Annotated in this window: 17 protein-coding genes; 11 read left to right on the top strand and 6 right to left on the bottom strand. The window is 52.8% G+C overall.

Annotated elements, in window-relative coordinates:
• Positions 1-76: 76 nt before the first annotated feature.
• Positions 77-1,894, top strand: coding sequence for an arylsulfatase (locus P8N76_22340; GenBank protein ID MDG2384424.1), 1,818 nt, complete (start codon positions 77-79; stop codon positions 1,892-1,894).
• Between the two features lie 93 nt (positions 1,895-1,987).
• Here P8N76_22340 and P8N76_22335 read toward each other — a convergent pair whose 3' ends face one another.
• The 3 genes from P8N76_22335 to P8N76_22325 form a co-directional block, all read right to left on the bottom strand.
• Positions 1,988-3,586 carry a PEP-CTERM sorting domain-containing protein gene (locus P8N76_22335; protein ID MDG2384423.1) on the bottom strand — a complete coding sequence of 533 codons (1,599 nt, stop codon included), beginning with the start codon at positions 3,584-3,586 and terminating at the stop codon, positions 1,988-1,990.
• A gap of 52 nt (positions 3,587-3,638) precedes the next feature.
• A complete protein-coding gene (locus tag P8N76_22330) occupies positions 3,639-4,718 on the bottom strand; it encodes a PEP-CTERM sorting domain-containing protein (GenBank protein MDG2384422.1) in 1,080 nt (359 codons plus the stop codon).
• 296 nt (positions 4,719-5,014) lie between these two features.
• A complete protein-coding gene (locus P8N76_22325; GenBank protein MDG2384421.1) occupies positions 5,015-5,653 on the bottom strand; it encodes a hypothetical protein in 639 nt (212 codons plus the stop codon).
• Positions 5,654-5,777: 124 nt separating this feature from the next.
• Here P8N76_22325 and speA point away from each other — a divergent pair, with 124 nt between their 5' ends.
• From speA to P8N76_22310, 3 genes are all read left to right on the top strand, one after another.
• A complete protein-coding gene (gene speA, locus P8N76_22320) occupies positions 5,778-7,682 on the top strand; it encodes a biosynthetic arginine decarboxylase (protein MDG2384420.1) in 1,905 nt (634 codons plus the stop codon).
• 121 nt (positions 7,683-7,803) lie between these two features.
• Complete coding sequence (locus P8N76_22315; GenBank protein ID MDG2384419.1) at positions 7,804-8,322, top strand: ACT domain-containing protein; 519 nt, start codon at positions 7,804-7,806, stop codon at positions 8,320-8,322.
• A 98-nt stretch (positions 8,323-8,420) separates the two neighbouring features.
• Positions 8,421-10,355, top strand: a complete 1,935-nt coding sequence (locus P8N76_22310) for a hypothetical protein (protein ID MDG2384418.1) — start codon at positions 8,421-8,423, stop codon at positions 10,353-10,355.
• A gap of 111 nt (positions 10,356-10,466) precedes the next feature.
• Here the strand turns inward: P8N76_22310 and P8N76_22305 are convergent, their stop codons facing one another.
• The 3 genes from P8N76_22305 to P8N76_22295 form a co-directional block, all read right to left on the bottom strand.
• Positions 10,467-11,105 (bottom strand): prolyl oligopeptidase family serine peptidase, encoded by a 639-nt coding sequence (locus P8N76_22305; protein ID MDG2384417.1) that lies wholly within the window; start codon positions 11,103-11,105, stop codon positions 10,467-10,469.
• Positions 11,106-11,206: 101 nt separating this feature from the next.
• On the bottom strand, positions 11,207-12,901 hold the full coding sequence (locus P8N76_22300) for a Calx-beta domain-containing protein (protein MDG2384416.1): 1,695 nt from the start codon (positions 12,899-12,901) through the stop codon (positions 11,207-11,209).
• 293 nt (positions 12,902-13,194) lie between these two features.
• Complete coding sequence (locus P8N76_22295; GenBank protein MDG2384415.1) at positions 13,195-14,589, bottom strand: sulfatase-like hydrolase/transferase; 1,395 nt, start codon at positions 14,587-14,589, stop codon at positions 13,195-13,197.
• Between the two features lie 744 nt (positions 14,590-15,333).
• Between P8N76_22295 and P8N76_22290 the strand changes: the two genes are divergently transcribed.
• The 7 genes from P8N76_22290 (at position 15,334) to P8N76_22260 (ending at position 23,075) form a co-directional block, all read left to right on the top strand.
• Entirely contained in the window at positions 15,334-16,485 is a 1,152-nt protein-coding gene (locus tag P8N76_22290) for a TIGR03009 domain-containing protein (protein ID MDG2384414.1), read from the top strand.
• A 303-nt stretch (positions 16,486-16,788) separates the two neighbouring features.
• Entirely contained in the window at positions 16,789-19,053 is a 2,265-nt protein-coding gene (locus P8N76_22285; protein MDG2384413.1) for an NfeD family protein, read from the top strand.
• 32 nt (positions 19,054-19,085) lie between these two features.
• Positions 19,086-19,661, top strand: a complete 576-nt coding sequence (locus tag P8N76_22280) for an NfeD family protein (GenBank protein MDG2384412.1) — start codon at positions 19,086-19,088, stop codon at positions 19,659-19,661.
• Positions 19,662-19,746: 85 nt separating this feature from the next.
• Positions 19,747-20,799, top strand: coding sequence for a flotillin-like protein FloA (floA, locus tag P8N76_22275; protein ID MDG2384411.1), 1,053 nt, complete (start codon positions 19,747-19,749; stop codon positions 20,797-20,799).
• 27 nt (positions 20,800-20,826) lie between these two features.
• Positions 20,827-21,507, top strand: coding sequence for a hypothetical protein (locus P8N76_22270; protein MDG2384410.1), 681 nt, complete (start codon positions 20,827-20,829; stop codon positions 21,505-21,507).
• A 111-nt stretch (positions 21,508-21,618) separates the two neighbouring features.
• Positions 21,619-22,521 carry an NAD(P)-dependent oxidoreductase gene (locus tag P8N76_22265; protein MDG2384409.1) on the top strand — a complete coding sequence of 301 codons (903 nt, stop codon included), beginning with the start codon at positions 21,619-21,621 and terminating at the stop codon, positions 22,519-22,521.
• Positions 22,522-22,640: 119 nt separating this feature from the next.
• Positions 22,641-23,075 (top strand): response regulator, encoded by a 435-nt coding sequence (locus P8N76_22260; protein MDG2384408.1) that lies wholly within the window; start codon positions 22,641-22,643, stop codon positions 23,073-23,075.
• Positions 23,076-23,118 lie beyond the last annotated feature (43 nt).

Below are 23,118 nucleotides of genomic sequence, written 5' to 3'. Positions count from 1 at the left end.
TTTGGGTCTCAGTAGGTCGCCAGATTTTGACCGAATATTGAGACGACGCGAAAGAAATGATTGAAAGAGGGACTAGATGTTCACAACGATTCAATTCCCACCACAAAAGCAAGTAGTGCTTTTTGTCTTCGTCGCGAGTTTTTCGGGTCTGAGTTGTTGGTCGGCAGAAGTGGTTGGTGCGGAGAACAATCGACGCCCCAACGTGTTGTTGATCATGACTGACGATCAAGGTTTTGGTGATGTCCACTCCCATGGAAATCCGCAGATCGATACTCCAGTGCATGACCAGATTGCGGCGAGTGGGGCTCGGTTTGATCGGTTTTTTGTTAGTCCAGTTTGCGCTCCAACGCGAGCTAGTTTACTAACAGGTCGTTGGCATCTTCGTACGGGAGTGCACGGTGTTACTCGTGGTCGAGAGACGATGCGTTCCGATGAGATTACCTTGGCAGAGATTTTGCGGGATGCTGGCTATGCGACGGGCGCATTTGGGAAATGGCATAACGGAGCTCATTTTCCGCAGCATCCAAACGGACAGGGATTCGATCAGTTCTACGGTTTTTGCGCCGGCCATTGGAACAATTACTTCGACACATTTGTCGAACGCAATGGGGAAAGAGAAAACTACGAAGGGTTCATTATCGATCGCATGACGGACGAGGCAATTGAATTCATTCAAGGCAGTTCCGACCGTCCTTGGTTTTGCTATGTGCCCTACAATACCCCTCACAGTCCATGGCAAGTACCAGATCGCTATTGGGATAAATACAAATCAGCTGACTTGAAAGATGACAAAGCTCGCTGTGCTTACGCAATGGTGGAGAATATCGACGACAACATGGGGCGATTGTTGAAGGCTGTAGAATCGCTTCAGCAAACGGAGAATACCATTGTTATCTTCTTGACGGACAATGGTGCGAATTCCGATCGCTACAATGCGGGCATGAAGGGCCGAAAAGGTTCATTGCACGAAGGCGGCACCCGTGTGCCCTTTTTTGTTCGGTGGCCAGGCCATATTCCTGCCGGGACGGTCATTCCCAGCATCTCGGCTCATATCGATGTGTTGCCAACGGTGGCTGAGCTTGTTCAGGTTGAGCTGCCATCATCGCTGAAGCTTGACGGAACGAGCCTGGTTCCGCTGCTATTGGATAAATTGGACGATCAGCCGAAGCGAACACTCTTCGCGCATTGGGGTGATAATGCTCGTGGGGTACCGCTTACCGATCGTGGAGCTGTCAGGACCGATCGCTGGCGAGCTGTTCAATACAATCGACAGTGGGAACTCTATGACATGCAAAAAGATCCTGGACAACGTCAGGATCTGGCGGGAGAGCATCCGCAAGTCCTGGCCGGGTTGAAGCAGCAATATGAGCGATGGTTTCAGGACGTGACACGTGATGGATTTGCAGTGGTTCCAACTGAAATTGGACATGCGGCCGCTCCCAAGGTGACGCTGCCGGGACACGAAGCAAATCTCCATCCTGGACGTGGCCAGGGGATCAGCTACCGTGGTCGAGCAGGTTGGGCCAATGATTTTGTGACCCGCTGGACTGATCCGACGGCTTTTCCTAGCTGGAATGTGAAGGTTGTTAAGCCAGGTCGGTACGCCCTATCACTGGAGTATGCGGCTGATACGGCTGCGATTGGCAGCGTGATTGAAGTGGCCCTAGGACAGCAGCGCATCCAAGCGAAGATCGGCGCGTCTCAACAAGCCCCGCCAATTCCGAGCCCCGATCGGGTGGCTCGCAAAGAAGTATTTGAACGGCAATGGGGATGGCTGGAGATCGGCGAACTGCCGTTGAAGGCGGGTGTCGCAAAGTTGACCGTGAAATGCCTCGACCGAGAGTCGGACGAGGTCATGGAATTGAAGTCGGTCCAATTAGAGCGAATCGATTGACGGAGTCTTGCTTTCGCGGGACCCGATCTGCTGATTCGTTTCGTCGCGTTCCATATCAACAAGATGCTGGAACGCGACAGGATTCTCATCCGCTTAACGCGGGCGACGAAGGAGAAGCATTCCGAGGGCAGCGACTAGCAAGGCCGCCGTGGATGGTTCGGGTACAGCGACTGCCGGATTGGGACCGCCCGGACGCTCGCCGGCTTCGTAACCCGCATTGCTGAAGGCAACGACGAGGTCACCGGAGTCAAACTTTTGGTCACCGCTCCAGTCGCCTTGTCCCCATGATGCTTCTTGACCGGTCTCGTACTTCGCCGCTGCGAAGACAGTCACCAGATCACCACTGTCAAACACACCATTCAGATCGGCATCACCCATCCAGGTGTTTTTCAGCTCATTGACCCAGACGACGCGGTCTGCTGTGTTGACGATGCCATCGTTGTTGAGGTCATAAGCCAAATCCTGGGCCGGAATGCCTACTGCCGCATTCAAGTCCAAGTCTCCAGCGTCAAGCAGACCATTGCCATTGTAATCGCCAATCACAGCGTCTGAGTAATCGATCAAAGTGACGTTGAGTAATCCACGGTCTGTTGCGAATCGTCCTACGATGTCTTGGCTTCCAGCCGGGTCGAATGCTGATCCGAGCGAAAGCGAATCGCCATTCGCCAACGTTGTCGAGCTACCAAAATTGGATTCGGTAATGGAATTACTGGTTGGGCTATTTTCCAGCCATGCTTCGCCACCAACTCCTTGGTCATCCAAGCTGTTCCAGCCAGCCACATTTAGCGAGCCAGACTCTGAGTTAATCTCGTAGTATTTTAGCTCAAAGTCGGTGCCACTTGTGTTGACCAGCGATGTCTGACCAGTTGCTGGGTTGATCTGCAATGTTGCTCGAGGAACGTCGACTTCGGCGACATCGTCCCAGCTCGTGCCGATGGCGACGTTGTCCCAGTAAGCTGTTCCGCCTGCGCCCATTCTTCCCAGTTGGATTTGCGACCGCAGGTCACTCAGGGATCCAATTACATCTGCTTCTACGCTGGCGGATGAACCTTCCTCGGTACCGGTTGGGTCGGCCCAAACGGTCAATCGTTCGTCGTTTCCATCAGCATTGATTTCTAGTTTTCCGACTAACAAATGGAAATCGCCATCGTTCAGCAATTCGTCGTCGTTAGATTCGATATCCAGTCCGAGTTCCGCGGTGACACTGCCAAAGTCATCAATGCCCACGCTGATTTGCGATTCGTCCAGGAATGGATCGCCAACGGGAGCATTGATCCAAAAATGTGGCAATGTGGTGACATCGTCTTCTGCCATCCTAGCTTGAACTGAAAAGTAGAGTGTTTGGTCGGCTGCTAAGCCACTCAGATCCACGCCACGATTCAAGTAGTTGGCGTAAATAGGTGAGAGTCCCGCTGCGGTAATGCCTAAACCGAAATCAGCTGGTTCTTCAAAGTCGGCGCCGGTGATAATGCCGTTGCCCGATGAAACCCAGCGTCCTGTCCAGCCTGCGTTGGGGCCACTTTGACCTCCACCATAATCTTGTCGCGTGAATCCACCGCCCGGACCCAACTCTTTGGTCGGTTGACTGTACACGAAGTCCTCGGCGACAACGATTTCCCCGCGGACATTATTGCCAACCAGCAAGCAGCAGATGGCGCTTGCAAAACCTATCATTCGAAGGTAGTCATTCATTTCAGTATCTCCCATCACGGTCGTTTTTCTCAAATCATGGCTCTTGTTGATGTCATTTTTGCCTGCGTCGTAGCCGCAACATCATGACGATGCCTAAGCCCAGCAAAGTCAGACTTGTCGGTTCTGGAACAAGCTGCAGTTCCGCTCCGGCTGCTGCTGCCTGTTCGGCAATGATTTGAAAATCAAAGAAGTTAATTCGACCGTTTTGGTCAACATCACCCTGGACGAGCGTACTGACGTCGCCTGCCCCCAAATCGTTATTGAAGCCAACATTGTCAGACCAGATCAAGTAATCGTCTTGGTTGACAATGCCGTTTTGGTCGACATCACCCGCCACTCCACTCGGTTCGATCGGTGGTTCGAAATCGAGGTCGCGTGTCGGATCGAACGAGAAGTCCGAAAAACCTGCGATATTGAAGTCGTCGATGGTGCCTGCGAAAGGTGCGGTCCCGTCGAGCATCGACCCAACAGCAACCGGTCCCGGCCCATTCCAAAAGGCGTCGCCTGTCGCTTCAAGTTGACCGTTAATGTAGAGGCTTGCTCCGTTACCACCACGGAAGATTGCCACATGAGTCCAGGCATCAAAGTCGACTGCCACGTCCGATGCCAAATCTTGCACGCCGCGGGAAGCACGAATCTGCCAAACGTTATCCGGTGTGATTCCAACACCACCGTTGTCGGTTCCCAAACCCCAGATGAATTGTTCGGTTTCAGATCCCTCGGAACTTGGTTTGACCCAAGCTTGGCTCAGAGCTGCAAAGGTACTGAAGTTGCGTGGATCGAATGATCCAGAAGACAAGAGATTTGCGTCTCCGTCGAATTCCAAGGCAAGCGATCCGGCGCCATCACGTCCCTCGACATAGGTCGGAGCCTCTCCTGCGTTTACCGCTTCCAACGGAACAAATTCTCCCTGATCGTCGAAGACGGGATCGCCGTCTGCGTTCTCAGTTGGAGGTTCCATAATGTCCTCGGTCATGAGCGCGACGCCGCCAACGGTCGCCCCTGCATCTGCTTCTCCCATCGGGTAGTAGCGAACCTTGACTGCGCCGAATGCCGACGTTGAAAGGCTGATGATGGCGCAAATAGTTGCTAGGCGAAGACGATTTTTCTGCCAAGCCTCAATCCAATTCATCTCACAATCCTCGCTCTTCTTGTACACCGCAAACGATCCTTTGCTGCCACGATGGCTCGAGGATGAGGGTGCGGTCAAATCTGTCCCTATTCTTGGGTTATATTCTCGCTTGGAAATCACCACAATGAGCATTCGCTGACTCGATCGAATTCGAGTCAGAAAAAGAGCGAGTCGTGCTGTTCTTGTTCACAACTCGAATCGTTGGACTGCGGAAGAGCAGGAGGTGAAAGAAAGAAAACAGCAAAAATTTTTCTGCTAGGTTTCCCGTCGCAGGCGTCAAGCTACCCTCGTAGGTGTCAAGACGCGTTTGGTAGCCAAGCTGTTCGAGCAGCTTGCTCCAAGTCGCCATGAACGATGCCCAGCTCACACCCAGCAGCCAAGCAGGATGAAATCAGATTCTGGGGATCGCTGTCCGGAGATAACTGAGCGATCAACCAAGCAAGACGCAAAATTTCGGGTAAGTTACCGATTGGATTGGCCAGTACGGTTTCAATCACCACCGACTCATGTTCGGCGATCGCCTCTCCGCCACCACCATGGATGGGGAGCACGGTCACAATCTGAGCTTTGGACGGCAGCTCGAGGGATTGTTGGCGAGAGATTTGGTAGAGCAAGCCTGGTCCATGAGCTTCCCAAAGCTCCCGGAGTGGTCTCTGACGCAAGAGGAGTTCTTCCGTCAAACGAGGGTAGAAACTGCTGATTCTTATGTTGGCGGCCCGAAGCAGTTTTTGTTGCTCATTTGCCGTGTGATTCGGCGAATCGAGTTTGACCTGTTGATGCCGCCAGTTTGGATCCGTCAAGTCCACTCGCTGGGCGAGGTCAGCCAACGCATCCGCCAACTTCTCATCAACGAAGGTTCCCCCAATCGCTCGAGATCTTAGGGCATAAATCATCGAGAAGTGCGGATCAGAAATCCAAGTGAGTTGGCAATTCATGGGGCTTACTGGTCTCCAAAGGCTGTGGACGAGCGACGGGCCCTCGACTGCCAGTCGCTTGATGATTCGATTATGATGGCTGACTCAATTCCTTGATACGGGACTTAATGCCTTAGGAGCGACGATGCTGAAACATGATGTCGAAGGGTATGCCCCTACTCAAGCCGACGAACTCTACGGCGTGGGTCGTTGGAGCAATGGCTACTTTTCGATCAACGCCGAGGGTCACGTCGTTGTCCATCCTGATCGCAATGAAGATCGATCGATCGATCTGAAAACTCTCGTGGACCAGCTTTCGCGTCGGGGCGTCGATCTGCCTTTGCTAATTCGCTTTGATGATGTGCTAACCGATCGTTTGAGGCAGATTCAACAATCTTTTCAAACCGCGATCGATGATCACGATTACCAGTCGAAGTATCAGTGTATTTATCCGATCAAGGTGAATCAGCAGCGCCAGGTCGTGGAACGGGTTCTGAAGCACAGTCAGCCAAGTCAAATTGGTATAGAAGCTGGGAGCAAGCCGGAATTGCTGGCATCGATTGCCTTAGTCGATGATGACCGGCCCATCATTTGTAATGGATTCAAAGATAGGCGATTCATTGAAACCGCATTGATGGCACAGAAGATTGGCCGAACTGTATTGCTGGTTGTGGAAAAGCGGACGGAATTAGATTTGATTTTGGAGATCTCGCGGCGGATGAGCGTTCGGCCGCAGATTGGGATTCGTGTCAAGTTAGCGGCTCGCGGTGCCGGACGTTGGCAATCATCGGCTGGATATCAATCAAAATTTGGACTGACCGTCACGGAAACGCTTGATTCCTTGGAGCAGTTGGAGATTTTGAAGATGGCCGGTTGTTTACAGCTTGTCCATTTTCACCTAGGAAGTCAGGTTACGAATATTCGACATATCAAAGCCGCAGTTATCGAAGCCGCTCGGATTTATTCAGATCTTGTTTGTCGAGGTGCAGGTCTCAAATATTTGGATGTGGGTGGCGGCCTTGGTGTTGATTACGACGGCTCGCAGTCGAGTCGCGATTCAAGCGTTGACTACTCGTTGCAGGAATACGCGAATGATGTCATCTACCACGTGCAAACCGTGTGTGATGAGACCAAGGTTCCTCATCCGGTGATTTTGACCGAGAGCGGTCGGGCCATTGCTGCCTATCACAGTGTGCTTATCTTCGAAGTCTTGGGAGTTTCGCAGCAAGATCGGAATGAATCGATGATCGATTTGCCGGCGAATGTAGAGCAGCCTTTACGTGACTTGCATGTGACTCACACCCACTTGTCAGCAGATAACTTGTTGGAAAGTTACCACGATGCACAGCAGGCGATGGACATGGCGATCCAGGCCTTCGCCAGTGGTTATTTACCACTTGCCCAACGCAGCCTTGCCGAGCGGTTGTTTGGCTCGATCTGCAATCGCATCCAGCGCGAATCACTGCAGTTGGAACACATACCGGAGGAACTGAGAAAGTTGGATCTCCTGTTGTCAGAAACCTATTACTGCAACTTTTCGGTCTTTCAATCATTACCTGACAGCTGGGCCATCAAGCAACTGTTTCCTGTGATGCCAATCCATCGGTTGGAAGAGGAACCGACCCATCGTGGCGTTCTGGGCGACATTACTTGTGATTCTGACGGAAAAATCGAGGACTTTGTTGACCGTCAAGGTTCTGTCAGAACCCTGCCCCTCCACACGTTCAACCACGAACCGTATCAACTCGGTGTCTTTTTGGTCGGGGCATATCAGGAAATTCTGGGGGATCTGCACAATCTGTTTGGCGATACGAACGCGGTGCATGTGGGGCTCAACGAGCAGAATGAGGTCACGATTGAGTCTGTTGTCAAAGGTGATAGCGTGAGCGAGGTCCTTCATTATGTACAATTCAATTGCGATGAGCTAACCGAGAAGTTTCAGCGATCGATCGAAACAGCGGTTCGTCGCGATCGAATTGATGACCAAGATGCTGGCTCGTTCTTGCGTTTCTATGAGTCTGGGTTGCGGGGATACACTTACCTCGATTAAAAAGTTCCAGGCGATTCGTCCGAACGCTCCTCACAGTGAGGTAAATCCGTGGTAACTAAACTGGGGTCGCCAAGGGTACGGTTTTCAAGCGTTTCAACTCAATGTCGAGTGGAGTTCTCAAATGACGTCTTTGGTGATGACAATTCTTGGTGAAGATCGACCTGGAGTTGTTGAATCCGTTGCAGAAATTGTCAACGAACATGGTGCGAATTGGCTGGAAAGTCGAATGGCTCATTTGGCAGGGCAATTCGCAGGGATTGTTCATGTCGAGGTGAACCCCGGAAAAGTGGACGCGTTGATTGAGGCGTTACGTTCACTGGATCAGCAGGGATTGACCGTCATCGTGCAAGCGGAAGCGGCTCAGGAAACGCACGATTCATTTGCGCCACTGCAACTGGAGGTCGTCGGAAGCGACCAGCCAGGGATTGTACGCGAAGTGAGTCGTGTTTTAGCAGGTCGAAATGTCAATGTGGAAGAGTTTCAGACGGAATGTGTCAGCGCTCCCATGTCGGGAGAAAAGCTTTTCCGCGCTACGGCCCAATTGCGACTTCCCACCGACTTGACCGTGTTACAGCTCCAGCAAGAATTGGAAGAAATTGCGAGTGATCTCATGGTGGACATTCGACTGAAGTCGGACTGATTTGGGAATCGAGTTGCCAGCGAACTGTTTGCAGCGCGTATAATCTCGGGTCAGTCGAATCTTTGATTTGCCGCTTTGCTCAAGGGAGAAACAAGTCGATGGGAAAACAAACCTTGGATCGAAAAAAGTGCCTGTTGGATTGGATCCTGCGATCCGTCGTCGTGGGCGCTTGGGTGCTCGGCAGCCAACAAGTTGTTGACGCGACGGAATCAATTGCTGTCACCGTCGACACATCAAATCTTAATCGCCATCTGCTCGTTAGTGAGGTAGAAATTCCTGTCAAAGAAGGACGTCAGGCATTTTGGTACCCCAAGTGGATCCCCGGTATCCACGGACCGGGAGAACAGATTCGTAATATTGGCGGATTAAAGATTTTATCTTCCGCGGGTCGTCTGAATTGGCAACGTGATCCGGACGACCTTTATCGGTTTTTTGTCGATGTGCCGGCTGGCGTGAAGACGATTCGAGCTGAGTTGACCTACATTGCGAGCCAACCGACTCGTGTTTCTCGCGGAGTGGATAGCTACGGGAACAATAGTATTTATGTGATCAACTTCAACACCTGCTTGATCTACCCAGAGAACGCTTCAGCACGCAAGCTGCCGGTGAAAGTCGCGATCAACCTTCCGGCGGATTGGGGCTACGCGACTTCCCTGCGAGAGGATCGTGTGGACGGTGAATGGCATCATTTCAAGGCCGAATCGCTGGAACGCGTGGTGGATTCGCCTCTGATTGCGGGTAAGAACTATCGCCAGTTAGAAGTTGAGTCCTCTGATTTTCCGCCGGTCGGTTTTCACTTTGTCTCCGAAAATCCAGCCGCGCTGCAATTTGATGACGAACAGGTCAGGAAATATGAACGGCTTGTTGCTGAGGCAGCACATCTCTTTGGGGGCGCTCCATTTGATCGGTACGATTTTCTTGTCATTTGTAGCGATGATATTCCTGGGCTGGGTTTAGAGCATCTGTCGAGTTCCTTGAATTCCATTGATGAACAGTCATTGGTGAAGGAAGATGAGTTGAAAGGGTGGTCTTCCGGACTGCTTCCACACGAACTGGTGCATGCTTGGTGTGGAAAATATCGTCGGCCGGCAGGTATGTATCGTGACAACTTTCATGATGGCAAACAGACTGAGTTGTTATGGATTTATGAGGGCTTAACTCAATATCTCGGTCAGATTCTCACTACTCGCTCAGGCTTGATATCGGCCGATCAGGAAAAAGATCAATTGGCGGCGCGAGTCGGATACTTGAAGAATCGAGCGGGGCGTGACTGGCGCTCGCTCCAAGATACGGCGATTGCCGCTTACACCTTGCGAGGGGGTTCGAGACGTTGGAGCGATCTGCGTAGAAACCAAGACTACTACGACGAGGGAGCATTGTTTTGGCTGGAAGTCGATGCCACACTACGCCGCCTGACGTCGGGTGGGAAATCACTGGATGATTTTTGTCGTGCCTTTTTTACCGTTCCGGCGAACGCCCGGCAACCGATCAAACCGTTCACTGTTGATGAGGTGGTTGCCGAATTAGAGAAACTTGCACCCTACGACTGGCAGGGTTTGATCCAACGACGAATCTTAATTCCTCAGGAGCAATTGCCTCTCGATGTGCTGGCTGAGGTTGGCTATGAGCTCACGTTTGAATCCGAACCGACCGAAGCGCTGAAGCTGCGTGAAAAACAACGCGATTACATCTCCGCCGAATACTCGATCGGTATCACCGTTGACAAGGAGAATCAAATTTCATCAGTCGTGCCGGCGAGTTTGGCCGATCAGGTTGGTATTTCCGAAGAGATGGAAATCGTTGGAATCAATGAGAAGAAGTTTACGACGGATCGATTTCGTGACGCATTGCACGATTCAACGACGAGCGGAGAAATTAGACTCTTGTTGCTTGATGATAATGACACCTTTCATGCTAAGCGGTTACCTTACCAGGGAGGACCACGGTATCCATCGTTGTCCCGTTTGGAGAAAACAGATTGGTTGAGTGAGATCCTGCAGCCAAAAACGGAATTCGGCGCTCGGCAACCCTGATGCGACCTGTTACGAAATTGCCGACGAAATTTCTTATTGTCAGGTTGATGAGCTGCTGCAAAACGGCTGCGAAATTGGTTGTGATTAGCGATCGAAGTGCAGTCGATCAGGCTATTTCGATTGCTTGAGCATCCACTCATACAACGCGAGGTTTTCGTAGGTTTGTGTCCAGGCATCGTGGGCCAGCTCTGGGTAGACCGTGAATTCAATCAATCCATCGACAGCCTTGAGGGCAGCAACCATTCGTTCGGTATTGGCCAGGGGTACGGTGGGGTCTTTTGCACCATGAAATGCCCAGGTGGGGACCTGGCGGTGTTGATTAACCTGGGCCGGATCGCCTCCACCGCAAATTGGAGCCGCAGCGGCGAAACGATCGGCAGAATGGGCAACGGTAGACCAGGTTCCGTATCCGCCCATGCTGAGGCCAGTGAGGTAGATCCGCTTGAGATCGATCACCTTGGTCTGAATCACTTTGTCGAGCAAATGGCAAACGGCATCCGGTCGCCACCACTTTCCGGCTTCGCATTGTGGTGAGACGACGAGAAAAGGAAAAGTCTTTCCCTGTTCAATGAGTTTGGGAGGGCCGTGGCTTTTGACCATTTCGAGGTTATTACCTCGTTCCCCCGCGCCGTGCAAAAAAATCATCAGCGGCCAATCTTGTTCCGGCTGATACTCATCCGGTTGATAGAGCAGATGGTCCATTCGGATGCCGTGGGACGTCACAAATTCAACGGAGCGTTGTTGGGGCATGATCATCCTGCCAAGAATTCGTCGGTACTTCGATTCAATTTCAGCTGCCGACGTTAATCTTACTCAGGAATGCACCGGATGATGAGTAGGTGTGATGCTGATTAGAGCAGAGTGCGACGTTTTTGATCCAACTCTTGGAGCCAGTCCAAGTCCGCCAACGCTGCCGCTATCAGATGGTCTGACATAATTGCTTCAGCTGAGCCACCCGTTGTGGTTGTCGCCAACGCTGGCTGAGCCGGCTTGGCTGCGGTAGGCGGTGCATTGAGGTAATTGATGATCATCAACGCATCGACGGGTGAGACGAAATCATCACCGTTGACGTCAATGAATGGCGGGGGAACGTTGGGGGGCTCAGGTGGGTTCGGTAATGCCCTTGCTCCGACATTATTCAAGTCATTGATCACCAACAGTGCGTCCAGAGGAACGATAAATCCATCATTGTCAACGTCTTCTGGCATTTGTTTGTTCTGCCAGGGACTGGCCGGCAGGAAGTCATCGTTTTGAATTGTTACCGTGGCCGTGGCTTGATCGGTTAGCTGTCCGTTTTCTGGATCGCTGAGCGTCAAAGTGAATGTTTCGTCCTGTTCGATTTCCGTATCGCTATTCACGATGACGGTGATCGTTTGGGAGTCTTCGCCGGCAGCGAAAGTGACTTGTCCACTGTTCGCTTGATAATCGACATCTGCTTCCGCTGTGTCGTCTGCCGTCTCGTACTGAACGGTTACCTCGCGCCCGCTGAATTCAGACAATCTGACGGTGAGCTCCACGGCCGTGGTTCCATCGGCGCCTTCCAGCAGCTCAACTGACTCGACGCCCATCTTTGGTAGTGGATCGTCATCATTGATTGCTCCGACTGCTAGTGTTGCGCCGACGAAATCGGCTGGCCCTTGAATTCCCGTCATTTCGAGAAAGAACTGCTCATCGGCTTCATCAAGCTTGTCACCGGTGACCGCTACTGAAATGTTTTGCGTTAACGGATCTCCGGGCCGAAAGACGAGTTCACCGGAGACCGGTGAAAAATCCTCATCCGCGATGGCTGTGTCGGAATTTGTCTGATAACTGATCGTGACCGGTGCGGGTGAAAAATCCGATAGCGTGATCTGGAAATCATGGCTGTTCGAATTTTCGTTGCCCTCGTCAGCGGTAAAGCCTTCGATTGAAACGAGTGGGCGAATGGGCGGATCGAAATCAATTGTTAGCACAGGGCGACGAGCTGTATTCCCGTTTTCTCGAGAGCCGAAACGCTTTGTCGTCTTTACGGCCGATTCGTCGCCGGTCAAGATCCAGCCAAAATTCTCTTCAGGCATATCGATCCAAGCTTCGATGTCTTCCAGCATTTTGTCGTCTTGCCAAGTGTGGCTGCCGACGTCAGAGACAAGCGTTGAAGCAGACTTGGTCGATGAAAAATCGCCGCCCGGTGAAGACCATGTGTCACTGCTGTAGCGCCGGTGTTGCCAATTGGCGCTGCCATCAGTGACGGGTGAACCTTTACCACCACCTTGACTTGGTGAAGTCGTTCCACTGGAACTGCCTTCGCCCCAGTCGGCCAGTAACGGTTGCAAAGAGATGGTTTGAGGAGCTGTGTCAGACTTGGTGACAAACAGTTCAAGGTGGGCGTCGTAGATGACGGATCCAACAGGAATTTGCTCACTGAGGTCGAATTGCAGCAGCCCTCTTCTCGCACGACCGGCGTTGGTGTTACCAACAAACAGATCCGGGCCGGCACCGTATGCATTGGTGCTGTTTTCGAAAAGTGTTGTGTCCTGCACAGGAAGAAATGTGGCGATCGTCAACATCTGACGTGGCTCGAGAGCTTCCAGATGAAGTGGCTTTGAAAAGAGGCGCTTGCGCCGATGCGAAACAGAATAGTGCATCAGATTCCAGACGGGTTTTGGGCGTGTTAAGAAACCAATACGTTAAGCCAGCGGTGTAGATGACTTCATTGTATCAGCGACCGGGATTTTCGGCCAAAACGAAATTGCCTCCGATTCCAAACTGACAGCAGCACGATCGTCAGTCGTAGCAATCAGAACAAAAATTGCGATTTTTTGCGGCAAAGGCGGCCCGATTGGCCTGGCGATTTGCTCCCTCATTGCCGCTCGGATGTGACAGTAGCTGTCCAAATCAGGTAGGCGTCTGTCAGCTCGCGAACCTGCTGGGGGTGCTGTTTAGACAGATTGAACCGTTCATTTGGATTCTGCAACAGGTTGAATAACTGGGGTGGCTGGCCCTGGTAAGTGACGAGTTTCCATTCACGCCGCCGAACAGCATAGCTGCCGTTGTCGCGCCAGAACAAATTTCTGTCGAGCTGGATTTTCGCTCCCTGCAACACGGGAGCAAAACTGATTCCGTCCGACTCAAACGGTGCCCCCGGTTGTTCTGTCGCCAAATCAATGAAGGTTGGCAAGATGTCACACGTGATCAACGTATCGTCGCGAACAGCGGGTTGAATTCGACCGGGCCAGTAAGCGATCGCGGGAACACGGTGTCCACCCTCATAAAGTTGCCCTTTTTGTCCACGCAGTTTGCCATTGCTGGAGATGTTGTTGTGCGTCTTACCGTAGGACAGGTAACCACCGTTGTCGGACAAGAAAAGGACGAGCGTATTTTCGTGAAGCTCCAAGGCGCGCAGCTTTTCGATGATGGTGCCAACACTTTGATCAAGGGATTGAATCATCGATTGAACATGTGGACGAACGTTGCTGTTGTCTTTTAAGCGTCCCCACTTGTCGTTGGCGTAGTTGACGCCCTTCACTCGGTGAGGTGGATCTTTGGGTCCCTGCCAAGGGAAATGGATGCCAAGATGAGCGACATAAAGAAGAAAGGGTCGCTCTCGATGCTGTTCGATAAACGTACAACTGTGTTTCGTGATCAGTTCAGCCGTGTAGCCGGATTCAGCCTGCAGTTGTTCGTTTTGCCACCAATCTTCGTGTCCCCAGCGGTCAATGTGTGTGTGATGATCACCATCGCCGGCCGTTAAACCAACGAAGTGGTCAAAGCCTTGTCGAGTTGGCAGAAAGGGTGCTTGGTAGCCAAGATGCCATTTTCCGTACATCGCTGTCGCATAGCCCAAGGGCTTAAGGGCTTCGGCAATCGTGACTGCCCTCAAAGGTAGTCCCAAACTGCGTTGGGTTGCACCAGAGAGGGGACCTTCAAACTCGTTGCCGAACCGTTGTTGGTAACGACCTGTCAGCAGGGCGGCTCGAGTCGGGGTGCACATCGTGCCGTTGCTGTGGAAATCGGTGAAACGGATTCCCTGTTGTGCCAATCGATCCAGCTGTGGGGTCCGGACAGGATTTCCGTAACAGCCGAGATCTCCATAGCCCAAATCGTCAGCGAGGATGAGCACAAAATTCGGCGGACGTGCGTCGCACTCAGTGCTGAGCGACGAAAGACTGCCTAAGACTATGATCCAGGCGAATGGACTGACGAAGCCAATTCTGCGCACAACTTGCTGAGATCTTGACCCTTGGGAGTCGTTCATACTGCGTCATCCTAGACGAAGCAGGCTCCCAAAAGATAGAAAATTAACTGGTGCAATCCAACACAGCGGAAAAAAGTAAGGACCGTTATAGATGCCGTTTGTGCGGCCTTTTACTGATCCGTGCTGCCGAGAAGGCAGTCGGGTCCCGAATGAAAATCGGGTTGGGATCGAAGGAAAAAAAAGGGCCGAGCGTCGGTAAAATCAGAGGGTGTCGTAGTCAGAGTTGATCGCTCGGCCCCTTTTTATTTACGTCACATCCCGATGAAGTCAAAAGTTGGCTTGAGATCGATCGATGGATGGAAGCTTTTTGGACTGTTTTTTATCGGGATGCTGGCACCGGCCGCATTCTGCCACCGCTGTGAAGAGGCCGCTGTGAAGAGGCCGCTGTGAAGAGGCCGCTGTGAAGAGGCCGCTGTGAAGAGTCCGGTTATAGCACTGCTATCAAAAACCGGTGGGCTTTCGCGAATCCTCGCAAGATTTCCTCTTCTCAGGGGTGACGGAAGGATTCGTCGGTTGATCGGATGGGGGATTGGACTCGACTCATTGCAGCTGTTCTGACGGCTATGCGGAATCCGGCCTAGGGTGTTTCCAACAATCTTGCTAGACTCCGCCGCCCGCTTCAGGGTTGGCCGTACACAAGCGATCGTCTTGAGCTCGGCTCTGATTTGATTTGGGGCGTAAATCTGTGTCGCGAAAACGGAACGCGGCATCATTTTTCCATTGGATTCAAGGATGAGATGACCGATGGGGTATCGATACCTACCGCTTTTCGTCAGCGTGTTGACGCTCTTTAGCGGAACAAATGGACTGGCTCAATCGAATGCACCGGGAGCTAGGCAAGCCAGAGCTAGGCAAGCCGGAGCTAGGCAAGCCGGAGTTGGCACGACAAATCAACGTCAGACCGCTTCGCCGGCGGCCTCCCGTTCTCCTCAAAGTTCTGGTCAATACAACCGATCGCCCCAACTGAGATCAGCCGCTGTGGATTCGCAGTCGGCTGCTGCGCCATCATCGAGGACGAGTAGTACACAGGTTCCGAATCGTCGAGCCAGTGGTCCTCCGGCCGAATTCCAATTGACGCCGGCCGACCAGCAACGGTTGGATATGATTCTGAACTATTGGGAAAAAAAGACCGACGGTATCAAAACCTTTCAGTGTAAATTCACCCGAGAGAATTGGGATTTTGTATTCGGCCCCAAGGATGCCCCTCGCTCAATCGATCGGGGAACCATTCGCTTCGCAAAACCGGACAAGGGACTGATGCGAGTTGACGAAGTTTACAGTTTCGATCCCGAGGCCACCGACAAGAAGAATCGATTTAAGAAACAAGAAACTCAGTTCGGTGAGTATTGGGTTTGCGATGGTAAGGCAATCTTTCAATTTGATTCCAGGACCAAAGTGTTAACCGAAACGCAGTTACCGCCAGAGATGCGGGGCAAGGCGATCGCCGAAGGGCCGTTACCATTTCTGTTTGGCGCAAAAGCTTCAACGATGAAGCAGCGGTACTGGATTCGGGAGTTGCGTCCACCCGCTGAAGTCAAAGACAAGTTTTGGTTGGAAGCGGTCCCCAAGCGAGCGGATGACGCCGCGAATTTTGCCAAAATTCAGGTGATCTTGGCCAAGCCAAAATCGAATGGGAGTCAACTCCTGCCTGAAAACATCAAAGTCTTTAACAAACAAGGATATTTGATGTATCGTTTCAGCGATCACCATCCTAATAATGCGACGCATCGAGTGGCCGGGTTCTTTCGTTCCTTTGTGAGTCCGAAAACTCCTCGAGGTTGGACGAAAGTGATCGAAAAATGGAACGATCCGCAAATCGCTAATCAGCCGCCAACCAACGCCCCGTCGGCCACGGAACCTCGTTTGGGAACGAAACTCAATTCGACGCCTCGTTAGGCCGAGTCTCTGACCACCGACTGTCAGCCAATGAGAGTCGTTTTGTGAGTAGCGCAGTCGCTCAAGCCGAGCGTCACGGCATGAAGTTAAGGGGAAATGCTTGACATTGCCCCTGCTCTAACAGCTGTTATCAATGGCCTGGAATCGGTTTGTCCTAGCCACGCTGCTTTTCCGCACCGACTACTCGACCTATAATTCGACGGCCGAGCGAGTGGACGGTTGTCTGCCCGCACCTCCCAGTCGCAGGTCGGGCCCGAGGGCCCTGGGTGCCAATCCCGACCGCGTCCACCCAAGCGAATTGGAATGACACGACACGATTTGAGAAAGCCATTGATCGGTTTCACCTTCAACGCGGTTCCATTCGCGGCACTTGCGATCGGCCTTGGTTTACAGCTGATACCGGCTACCCCCATCGTGGCACAGGAGCAACCGGTGACGGCTCGACGGATCCGGGTGCCATTGCCGTTGAAAGACTCGTCGGACCGGGTCATCAAGCAGATGGTTCAGCGGGTACTCGCGGAGCAGCCGGCGGGCGGTGAGCGGCCGGTGATTGTCTTTGACTTCTGGGTGCCAGAAAACAGTGATGGAAGTGGTACCGAGTTCGAGCGAGCTCTCTCTTTGGCTCGATTCTTAACGGGTCCTGAGCTAGAGCGTGTGCGAACGATCGCCTTCATTCCCAAGTCGGCGACCGGCCATGCGGTGTTGGCTGCACTTGCTTGTGAAGAAATCATCATGAGCGAGGATGCGGTGCTTGGAGAGGCGGGTGCCGGCGAGGTGACGATCGGGCCTACGATGCGGGGTGGCTACGCTGAAATTGCTCGTAGTCGGCGGACGGTTCCCGAGGCAATCGCGCTGGGCATGCTTGACCCCGACTTGACGATCTCACGCGTGACGACAAGCAACGGTGAGTTGTATGCGTGGCCGGAGGAGCTTCAGCGGCTGAAGCGTGAGCGCAACGACATCCAAGAAATCAATACCTTCATTCCGGCCGGCCAGATGGGGCGATTCCGCGGTGACAAACTTCGCGAACTGGGAATTGTGAGTTATCTTGCGGACGATGTTCCGGAGCTCGCGGCTGCCTTGCGAATCCCAGCGGATCAATTCGCCTTTGACCCTTCCATGGGAAAAGGTTGGGAAGCGATCCAGGTCGAGGTCAACGGGCCAGTCAACAGCATGACCGTGGATCGCATTGTGAAAATTATTCAGCGCGAACTGGATACGCGGCAAGTCAACTTTGTTTGCGTGCGCATCAACAGTCCGGGCGGATCACCCAACGAAAGCGTGAGGCTCGCTGGATTTCTTGCGGACCTTGAGGCGTCTCAACTGCGGACTGTGGCTTACATCCCGCGGGAAGCTCGGTCGGATGCGATGATTATCGCGTTGGCATGTGATCAAATTGTGGTGGAGGCGGAGGCCATTCTCGGTGGCGACGGGGCGGTGGCAATACGGGGTCAGGAAATTGCCGATCTGAAGGAACCCATTCAACGCATTGCAGAGCGAGAGTCACACACTTGGTCGCTTGTTTTGGCAATGATCGATCCTGAGTTGGAAGTCTTTCGTTACAGGCGAGCGGGTTCGAATCAAACGATTTATTTGTCGCCGGAAGAGTTCCGAGAAAAGTATGGAGCGGAGGGGGCGGGATCACCGCTTGAGCAAGCTGAAGTCGCTCCGGCCGAAGAGTCAGAAGTGGGAGACTGGATTCGCGGTGAGCCCATCACGACGGCGGGAAAGGTTTTGGAATTGGACGGTAAGCGAGCTGAACAGTTCGGATTGGCTCGATTCGTCGTCAACGACTTCAATGAGTTTGCCCAGCTTTATCAGCTCGAAGAGTCACCTGAAATTGTGGAGCCGAACTGGGCGTTCGATGTGGTTGATGCCTTGGCGTCTCCCGAACTCGGAGGCATTCTTTTGTTCATCGGGGCCTTTGCTTTGATGGCAGAGATTTCCTCACCCGGCCTTGGTTTAGGCGGCTTTCTTTCGATTCTCTGTTTCATGCTCTATTTCTGGGCAAACTACTTGAATGGTACGGCCGAGATTCTCGAGGTGATGTTATTCTTGGCAGGTATCAGCTTCGTGATCATCGAAATTTTTGTGATCCCAGGCTTCGGCGTCTTTGGTCTCGGCGGTGGTTTTTTGGTCATCTCCTCGCTCGTTTTGGCTTCTCAAACTTTTGTTCTGCCTAGCAACAGCTACCAGTACAATCGGTTTTCGAGTTCCCTAATGATGGTCGCCATGGCAGTTTTTGGACTGATTGTCTCTGGATTTGTGCTGAGCAAATATCTGCATCGTGCACCGATCTTGAGCAGAATGATGCTCTTGCCACCTGACCAGGAGGCTCGCGTAGAACTCGCTCGTCGTGAGTCACTTGTCGACTACAATCATCTGATGGATGAGGTTGGATTGACACGAACTCAATTGACTCCCTCGGGAAAGGCCGTCTTCGGATCAGAAGTGATGGATGTGATTAGCGACGGCCAGGTGATTCAGAAAGGCGAGCCCATTCGTGTGATTGAGGTCAGTGGCAGCCGCATTGTCGTCGAGCCAGTCGAGCTAAACGGTTCGAACTGAGCGATTTTAAATGGTGCGATTGAGATAAGAGCATGGGAGGAGTTGTGGAAATAACAGATTTGTTTTGGCCACTGATCCTGCTGGTCGTCGCACTGGGTCTGCTCTGTCTGGAACTGTTTGTCCCGTCAGGTGGACTGCTCTCGATCATCTCCGGCTTGCTTTTTTTGGGGGCGATTATCACTTCTTTCGTCACCGCTGGATCCTTTTGGGGCGGAGTCTTCACTTGCACGACCGTCAGTCTGTTACCAATCGTGTTGGTCTTGATTGTGCGATGGTGGCCGAAAACATCGATTGGTAAGCGGGTCTTAATCAAGCCAAAGCCAGCTGACGAATTGGTGCCAGCTGAGGTTCAAGCTCTGCGAGAATTGATCGGCCAGCGTGGCAAGGCGGTGACTCCGATGTTACCGAGCGGAGCGATCCGATTGTCGGGACAGACGATCGATGCCGTCAGCGAGGGGATGGTGATCGATGTCGGAACGGAAGTGGATGTGGTTGCTGCCAAAGGTAACCATCTCGTTGTCCGCCCGGCCACAACCTCCGCGAAAACAGCTTCCGAGCAACAACTGGATGTCATTCTCCCCGATCCATTCGAGGATCCTTTACCTTGACAACCGACCCCGTCTGGGATACCAAGTCGAGGAGGCAATACGGTTTGTCGCCTTTAAATGGTTTTGAACTTGAAAGGAAGTGGAAATGTTGGTCGCTCAACTGACCTCTACAAATATCGCCGTCATTGTGGTTGCAATCGGGGTATTTGTATTCGGTCTGATATTGCTCTACATCTTCATCTCCTATTTTTGGTTGTGGGTCCAATCCGTTACGACCGGGGCAAGCATTGGGATTTTAGATCTGTTGGGGATGCGCTTCCGCCGGGTCGTTCCGTCTGTGATTGTGCGTAGCAAGGTCATGTCCGTTCAAGCGGGTCTGGACGAGTCGACAGGAATCACGAGCAAAGCTTTGGAAGCCCACTATCTGGCAGGTGGAAATGTGCCGCTCGTGATTCGGGCGCTGATTGCTGCCAATAAAGCAAAGACGATTAAATTGACGTTTTTAGAGGCGACGGCGATCGACCTTGCCGGGCGAAACGTGCTGGAGGCTGTTCAGACCAGTGTCTATCCAAAAGTGATCGACTGCCCCGCCAAAGGTTCGGCTCGGCCGACGTTGGACGCGGTCGCAAAAGATGGTATTCAGTTGAAAGTCCGAGCCCGTGTAACGGTTCGAGCGAACCTGCAGCGACTAATCGGTGGAGCGACCGAAGAGACGATTATCGCCCGCGTTGGTGAGGGAATAGTCAGTGCGATTGGCTCGGCCGGGGGACACGACAACGTGTTGGAAAACCCCGATATGATTTCGAAGGCCGTACTGGGGCGACGGTTAGATGCTCAAACGGCTTTTGAAATTGTCTCGATCGACATTGCCGATATCGATGTGGGTGACAACATCGGCGCCCGTCTCCAAGCGGATCAGGCCGAGGCCGACACACGCGTGGCACGTGCTCGAGCGGAAGGACGTCGTGCGATGGCGGCAGCAGCCGAGCAAGAGCAAATTGCTGGCATTGAAGAGAGTCGCGCCAAACTAGTCGAAGCCGAAGCCGAAGTGCCTGTCGCGATGGCAGAGTCATTTCGAAGCGGCCGCCTCGGGATCTTGGACTACTACAAGCTGAGGAATGTACAGGCCGATACCGAAATGAGAAGCTCCATCGCGGGCGCGGGAAGCATGCAACGTCCAAGCGGCAATACGAACTAAACTGCTTCGCCAGAGGTGATTCAAGCGATGCTCGATCCGATTCTATTGGCTGTTGATCTCGATAATATTCTACAGATCGTTGTGTTTGCGATCATCGTAATTAGCTCATTGGCGGGGCAATTCTTCAAAGGCAAAGCCGAGCGGAACAAGGTGAAGCGTCGGAATCGACAGCCAATTGAGGACGGTGATCGGCCGAGACTCGAAAATGAGATCGAAGCTATGTTGCGGCGCGCCGTCGGGGCTGAGAAGGTAGATCAGCAACCGCCGCAACTCGAGCAGGAAGTCGAAATAACGCGAACGCGTCCCCGTTCGCAGTCGGCTGGCTCCGAACCGATTGTTTCGGCCGAACTTGTTGCCGAACCGGTCATTACGGCGGAACGGACCGCGTCTCAGCGAGAGTCGATCGCTGAGCATGTTAGCCGTCACATGGGCGGTCCGAGTCAGTCCTTGACGGATTCAGCCAGACCGCTTCGCTCCGACATCAGCCAGATCGATGAGCAACTCGAGGATCGCATTCAAAAGAAGTTTGATCACAGACTGGGAAAGCTCCAATCAACCTCGCGACTTCCGGAGATGACTCAATCGTCGCAGCAAGGAAGGGAAGAGGTTGGCATGCTCGCATCGCGAGTCGTAGAGATGCTGCATTCCCCTGAGGATGTAAAGGCAGCCATCTTGCTCAATGAGATCCTACGACGTCCGGAATTGTAACGTCGATTGAAGAGTTCCGCCCCGGATGGTTGATGACTCAGCCTTTGTCTAAAATGCGGCCTTCTTACGACCTCGATTCTTGGGCTCTTTTGGGCAGAAAGGCCGTTGCAGATGAAATCGATTGAAGCAGGGCAAACGAAGATCGGTTGGATCGGAACAGGGGTGATGGGCGTCAGTATGTGCGGCCATCTGATCGACCACGGTTTTGAAACAACCGTCTTTAATCGCACACGTGACAAGGCACAGCCACTGCTGGACAAAGGCGCGACTTGGGCCGATTCAGCCTTGGAGATCGCAAAACAAAGCGACGTGATCTTCACGATTGTTGGTTTTCCGTCTGATGTTAGAGAGACGATTTTGGGTGAGCGGGGCGCCTTGGCGGGTTGCGATGCGGGCAATATTCTCGTGGATATGACAACCAGTGAACCGAGTCTTGCAATTGAAATTGCCGAGCGAGCTCAGCAACAGGGAGTGTTCAGTGTGGATGCGCCTGTGTCGGGTGGGGACGTTGGGGCACGGGAGGCACGTCTGTCGATAATGATTGGTGGTGTTGATGAGGCCGTCGAAGCGCTGACTCCATGTTTTACCGCGATGGGACAAACGCTTGTTCACCAAGGTGGGCCGGGTGCTGGTCAGCATACAAAAATGGTCAATCAGACACTGATTGCTTCCAATATGGTTGGTCTTTGCGAAGCGTTGCTTTACGCCCATCAGGCTGGCTTGGATTTGACGACGGTTTTAGCGTCGGTCGCTTCGGGTGCAGCGGGCAGTTGGTCCTTGTCGAATCTTGGTCCGCGGATCATCGATCACAACTTCGATCCAGGTTTTTTTGTCGAGCATTTTATCAAGGACATGGGGATCGCGCTGGATGAAGCAAAGCGGATGAACCTGGCACTACCCGGCTTGTCGCTTGCCCATCAGTTGTATGTCGCCCTCAAGGCTCAAGGGCACGGTTCTGATGGAACTCAGGCGCTTCAGTTGGCACTGGCCCGGTTATCTGGGGTCGATTGGTGATGGCTGACCCAAATGTTTGACGGCAAGGACTAAGTGTCCTACTCTTCCTCGGGATTTTCGTAACGGCGTCTGCAACATGTCCACAACGGTCGTATTGCGAAGCCGGTCAGGGGGGAGAGATGGTTTGTAACGATGCCTTACTTCAGCCACCGCTGGCTGAATCGGAACGCCAATGCGGTCGTATTTTGATCGTTGACGATGATCGCGATCAGGCTTTTGTCCTTGCGACAGCCTTGACTCGTCTGGGGTTCCAAGCTGCTGTGGCCCACGATCTGGCGGTCGCAACGCAAAAAATCCAGGATCGCTTACCCGAGCTCATTATTCTCGATATTCGCCTGCCAGATGGAAATGGACTGGAATTCTGTGCAAAGCTAGGAGATGATCCCAAAACGTTCGCTACGCCGGTGGTGATCTTGAGTGGGATGGAAAGCCCGGATATTGTGCGGCGGGCTCGGACGGCCGGTTGCCGCTATTTTCTGCGTAAGCCCTACGACCCGAACTCGCTGCTGTTAATCGTGGAGAACGTTCTAGCGGACGGCGAATCAGGGGCCTGAGGAGTTCCCAGATTACTCGAAATCATGATTTGCGAGTTCGACT

The sequence above is a fragment of the Pirellulaceae bacterium genome, from assembly GCA_029243025.1.
Taxonomy (GTDB): domain Bacteria; phylum Planctomycetota; class Planctomycetia; order Pirellulales; family Pirellulaceae.
Note: the sequence above shows the minus strand (reverse complement) of the source record. Positions and strands in the feature narration are given on the sequence as shown.

Excerpts from the sequence above, each read along its gene's own strand:
- P8N76_22295 (MDG2384415.1), bottom strand. The coding sequence starts at position 14,589 with ATGAACGACTCCCAAGGGTCAAGATCTCAGCAAGTTGTGCGCAGAATT.
- P8N76_22260 (MDG2384408.1), top strand. The coding sequence starts at position 22,641 with ATGGTTTGTAACGATGCCTTACTTCAGCCACCGCTGGCTGAATCGGAA.
- P8N76_22335 (MDG2384423.1), bottom strand. The coding sequence starts at position 3,586 with ATGAATGACTACCTTCGAATGATAGGTTTTGCAAGCGCCATCTGCTGC.
- P8N76_22300 (MDG2384416.1), bottom strand. The coding sequence starts at position 12,901 with ATGTTGACGATCGCCACATTTCTTCCTGTGCAGGACACAACACTTTTC.
- P8N76_22280 (MDG2384412.1), top strand. The coding sequence starts at position 19,086 with ATGGGAGGAGTTGTGGAAATAACAGATTTGTTTTGGCCACTGATCCTG.
- P8N76_22340 (MDG2384424.1), top strand. The coding sequence starts at position 77 with ATGTTCACAACGATTCAATTCCCACCACAAAAGCAAGTAGTGCTTTTT.
- P8N76_22305 (MDG2384417.1), bottom strand. The coding sequence starts at position 11,105 with ATGCCCCAACAACGCTCCGTTGAATTTGTGACGTCCCACGGCATCCGA.
- P8N76_22315 (MDG2384419.1), top strand. The coding sequence starts at position 7,804 with ATGACGTCTTTGGTGATGACAATTCTTGGTGAAGATCGACCTGGAGTT.
- P8N76_22285 (MDG2384413.1), top strand. The coding sequence starts at position 16,789 with ATGACACGACACGATTTGAGAAAGCCATTGATCGGTTTCACCTTCAAC.
- P8N76_22265 (MDG2384409.1), top strand. The coding sequence starts at position 21,619 with ATGAAATCGATTGAAGCAGGGCAAACGAAGATCGGTTGGATCGGAACA.
- P8N76_22310 (MDG2384418.1), top strand. The coding sequence starts at position 8,421 with ATGGGAAAACAAACCTTGGATCGAAAAAAGTGCCTGTTGGATTGGATC.
- P8N76_22270 (MDG2384410.1), top strand. The coding sequence starts at position 20,827 with ATGCTCGATCCGATTCTATTGGCTGTTGATCTCGATAATATTCTACAG.
- P8N76_22290 (MDG2384414.1), top strand. The coding sequence starts at position 15,334 with ATGGGGTATCGATACCTACCGCTTTTCGTCAGCGTGTTGACGCTCTTT.
- P8N76_22330 (MDG2384422.1), bottom strand. The coding sequence starts at position 4,718 with ATGAATTGGATTGAGGCTTGGCAGAAAAATCGTCTTCGCCTAGCAACT.
- floA (MDG2384411.1), top strand. The coding sequence starts at position 19,747 with ATGTTGGTCGCTCAACTGACCTCTACAAATATCGCCGTCATTGTGGTT.
- speA (MDG2384420.1), top strand. The coding sequence starts at position 5,778 with ATGCTGAAACATGATGTCGAAGGGTATGCCCCTACTCAAGCCGACGAA.
- P8N76_22325 (MDG2384421.1), bottom strand. The coding sequence starts at position 5,653 with ATGAATTGCCAACTCACTTGGATTTCTGATCCGCACTTCTCGATGATT.